The 4084-nt window shown below is 70.1% G+C and carries 3 protein-coding genes; 1 reads left to right on the top strand and 2 read right to left on the bottom strand.

Annotation, left to right across the window (positions count from 1 at the left end; genetic code table 11):
- A partial coding sequence (locus tag LLG88_09940) for a peptidase S41 (protein MCE5247224.1) occupies positions 1-2981 on the bottom strand: 2981 nt, incomplete at its 3' end.
- A gap of 191 nt (positions 2982-3172) precedes the next feature.
- On the opposite strand from LLG88_09940, the gene LLG88_09935 reads away from it, so the two are divergent.
- Positions 3173-3742, top strand: coding sequence for an exonuclease (locus LLG88_09935; GenBank protein ID MCE5247223.1), 570 nt, complete (start codon positions 3173-3175; stop codon positions 3740-3742).
- Between the two features lie 39 nt (positions 3743-3781).
- Here the strand turns inward: LLG88_09935 and LLG88_09930 are convergent, their stop codons facing one another.
- Positions 3782-4024, bottom strand: coding sequence for a hypothetical protein (locus LLG88_09930; GenBank protein ID MCE5247222.1), 243 nt, complete (start codon positions 4022-4024; stop codon positions 3782-3784).
- Between the last annotated feature and the right edge of the window lie 60 nt (positions 4025-4084).

The raw sequence follows: 4084 nt of genomic DNA, 5'->3' as shown, positions 1-4084 counted from the left end.
TCGTTCATCACGATGATCGAGGGCTTGCTCCAGCGGTTCGACGGCTCGACGCCGACCTCGCGGCCGCGCGGGACGTGGCGGGCGAAGACCTCGCCGCTCAGGAAGACGGTGAGCGCCTCGTCGAGGTTGCCGCCGCCGTTGAAGCGGGTGTCGAGGACGATCGCGTCCTTGTCGGAGGCGCGGCCGAAGATCTCCTCGAAGATCTCGCGGTAGGCGCCGTCGCTCATCCCGCGGATGTGGGCGTAGCCGATCCGGCCGCCGGAGAGACGCTCCGTCTCGTCGCGGCGGGCGCGGGCCCAACGCTGGTAGAGGAGCTGTCCCTGCGCGCCCCAGGAGATCGGCTTCACCGTCTCTTCCCAGCGGGCGTTGGTCTTGGGGTCGAAGAGGGCGAGGCGCGTCTGCTGCCCCGCCTTGTGGTTGAGCGGCGCGAACCAGTCGGCGTTCGCGGCGAGCTTCGCGCCGTCGATCGCCTCGACGACGACGCCGGCGTGGATCTTCGTGCCGGCCTGCTGCAGCGGGCCGCCCTCGATGACTTCGAGGATCGCCACGCCGTCGCCGTGGTAGGCCGGGTCGGGGAAGAGGCCGAGGGCGGCGGTGTCGTCGCCGGCGGGGTTCGACGCGCGGTACCGCCCGCCGGAGTGGGACGAGTTCAGTTCGCCCTGCATCTCGGAGAGCAGCTCGGCGAAGTCGCGGTTGTCGTCGATGAAGGGGAGGAAGCGGGAGTAGACCGCCTTCATCGCCTTCCAGTCCACGCCGTGCATGTCGGCCTTGTAGAACTTCTTGAGCGTCTGCCGCCAGACGTGCTCGAACATGTAGGCGCGCTCCGCGGCCGGGTCGAGGTTCATCTTCGCCTGCGCGCGGATCGGCGACGGCTTGCCGGACTCGAGCTCCACCGTGGAGAGGTGGCCGTCGGCGAGGACGAACGCCTTCTTCCCGTCGCGGTCCAGCTTGAGGTCGGCCTCGTGCGCGTCGAGCTTCGCCAGCAGCTTGATCTCCTTCTTGCGCGGCGCGTACTTCCAGAGGTCGAACCCCTTCTCGAACTTGGCGAGGTAGTAGAGCGTTTCGCCGTCCGGCGAAAGCGCCGCGCCGGCGAGGTCGGCGGAGTGCATCGAGATCCGCGCGCGGCGGTCGTCGAGGTTGTCGAACTCGATCGCCACCGGGTCGGGGAGCTTCGGACCGGCCTCTTCGGCCTTGTCCTTGTCCTTGTCTTTGTCCTTCGCCTTGTCCGCCGTCTTGTCCTTGTCCTGCTTCCTCTCCTTCGCCTTGACCTGCTCGAGACGCGCTTCGTCGAGGCGGAAGCGGTCCCAGGCCTTGGTCGTGAGGAAGGCGGCGAAGACGTCCTGCTCGCGTCCTTCGCCCGACTGCGTGCGCAGGCCGTGGCGGTCGGAGGTCCAGTAGAGGATCTCGCCCTTGGCGGCGAAGTGCGGCGTCATGTCCTCGTAGCCGCTCTTGCTGACGTTGACCAGCTTCCCTTCGCCGGAGGAGGGGATCAGGCCGACCTCGCCCGACCACCGCGCCGGGCTGAGGAACTGCACCGCGAACCAGCGGCCGTCGGGGGACCAGTCGAACCACTGGTCGCCGTCCACGTAGGAGTAGTTGAGGTCGCCGGGGAGGATGGTGCGGGTCTTGCCGGAGGCGAGGTTGATCACCTTGAGCGTGGTGCGCTCTTCGAGGAAGGCGACTTCCTTGCCGTCGGGCGACCAGCGCGGCTGGAACGTCTCGGCCTCGGTCGCCACGACCGGGCTCTCCTTGAGCGCGGTGGCGTTGAAGAAGTTCGGCTCGTCCTTGTCCGCGAGGTCGGTGCGGTAGATCTTCCAGCTGCCGCCCCGTTCGGAGGCGTAGATCAGGCTGCGGCCGTCGGGGGAGAAGGAGACGGAGCGTTCCTGCTCCGGGGTGTTCGTGATCCGGCGGGTCTGCCCGTGCTCGGTGGAGGAGACGAAGACTTCGCCGCGGGCGACGAAGGCGACCTCGCTGCCGTCGGGGGAGACGTCGAACTCGCTCACCTCGTCGGCGACGTCGGTCCATTCGACGGCGTTGCTCGGATGGTCGGCGGCGATCGAGACGTCGAGCTTCCGCTCCGCGCCGTCGGCCGGCTTGATCCAGATGTCGCCGTCGAAGCCGAAGCAGAGGTCGCCGCCGCGGGAGGCGCTGAGGAAGCGCACCGGCTGGCCGTTGTGGCGCGTGACCTGCGTCGGCTTGTCGGGATGGTCGAGGTCGAGTCTCCAGACGTTGAACGAGCCGCCCTGCTCGGAGAGGTAGTAGAGCGACTTCTCGTCCGGACTCCAGACCGGCTGCCGGTCGTCGTGGCCGAACGCGGTGAGGCGCGTGTGCTTGCCCGAGGCGACGTCCAGAACCCAGACGTCGCGCGCGAAGGCCGACTTGTCGTGCTTGCGCCACTCCATCTCGTAACCCTTCTGGTCCGAGTAGGCGAGGCGCTTCTGGGCGCGGTCGAAGACGGCGTACATCGCCGGCGTCGTCAGGATCTGCTCCGGACGGCCGCCCTCGACGGAGACCTTGTACAGCTCGGGCTGCGCGCCGGTCGGGAACTGCACGTTCGACGCGGCGTCGAGGATCGCGGCGCTGTAGAGGACCGCCTTGCCGTCGGGGGTGAAGCTGGTCGGCGTTTCGTCGGCGGAGTGGAAGGTGAGCCGCTTGGCCTCGCCGCCCTCGGCCGGCATGACGAAGACGTCGTAGTTGCCGTAGCGGTCGGAGGCGAAGGCGATCTTCGTCCCGTCGGGGGACCAGACCGGCATCGTGTCGTGCGCCGGATTGGTCGTGAGCGGGGTCGCCGCGCCGCCGGACGCGGAGACCTTCCAAAGGTCGCCGCGGAAGCTGAAGACGACGGTCTTCCCGTCGGGGGAGATCGCCGGGTACCGCAGCCAGGAGATCTTCTCCGCCGCCGACGCCGAAAGCGCCGCGGCGGCGGCGAGGATCATGCCGAGGGCGAAGACGCGCGCCCCACGCCGCCAGTCTTTGCGCATACCGCCTCCTATTGGGGGAATGAGCCAGTCAAGACCCGTGCGCCCGCGCGCGTCAATCTACGGCGATCGGCCGATGGTCGGACGGTCGCCCCGCCGCGGCGGACGGCGCCCCGGCGGGCGCGGGCGGTCCGGCGGGGGGATCATGGCGGGGGCCGCGGGGCCGCCCTCGTTCGCCGCGGCCGGGAGCGGAAATGGGGTTCGTCGCCATCGACGTCGAAACGGCCAACGCCGACCCGGGGAGCATCTGCCAGCTCGGGGTCGTCGCCTTCGAGGGGACGGAGGTCGTGGAGACGCTCGACCGCTTGGTCGATCCGGAGGGGCCGTTCCATTTCGGGAACGTCGCCGTCCACGGGATCCGGCCGGCGGACGTCCGCGGCGCGCCGCGCCTGCCGGAGCTGTACGGCGAGTTGGAGCGGATGATGGCCGGGCGGATCGTCGTCAGCCACACGCCGTTCGACCGCGCGGCGCTCGCGCGGGCGCGGGCCCGCTACGGCCTCGCCGAGTTTCCCTGCACCTGGCTCGACTCGGCGCGGGTCGCGCGCCGCGCCTGGCCGAAGTACGCCAAGCGCGGCTTCGGCCTGGGGAACCTCGCCGCCGACCTCGGGATCCGCTTCGCGCACCACGACGCGGCCGAGGACGCGCGCGCCGCGGGGATCGTCGTCCTGCGGGCGATCGAGGCGACCGGCCTCTCGCTCTCGGAGTGGTTGGTCCGCGTCGAGCGGCCGATCGCCGCGCGCAAGGCGGCGCCGCCGCGGCCCTGAACTTAGGCGGCGTCGCGCCGCCCGCGTTCCGCGTTCCGATCAGCCGCGCGGCTCGTTCGACGGCTCTCCGACTTGCTCGACCGCCGGCCACTTGGCGAAGGCGAGGTACCAGAGCAGCGCGACGCGGACCAGCGGCACGACGGCGAGCAGGCCGAGCGGGGCGGGAAGCCCCGTCCGCTGGACCAGGCGCCATGCGGGGAAGGCCACCAAGACCGCCCCGATCAACAGCGGCACCATCATCAGGGCCGCCACCAACAAGATCTCCGAAAGACCGAGATTCATGGTTCGTTCTCCGGGAGAGAGGTTCATTCGAACTTCGCGAGATTGTTGCGCGCCGGGTCC

The organism is bacterium (genome assembly GCA_021372775.1).
Lineage (GTDB): Bacteria > Acidobacteriota > Polarisedimenticolia > J045 > J045 > JAJFTU01.
The sequence above is the reverse complement of the archived record's forward strand: the minus strand, read 5'-3'. Positions and strand labels throughout refer to the sequence as shown.

Coding starts and splice junctions, on each gene's coding strand:
- LLG88_09935 (MCE5247223.1), top strand. CDS start 3,173: ATGGGGTTCGTCGCCATCGACGTCGAAACGGCCAACGCCGACCCGGGG.
- LLG88_09930 (MCE5247222.1), bottom strand. CDS start 4,024: ATGAATCTCGGTCTTTCGGAGATCTTGTTGGTGGCGGCCCTGATGATG.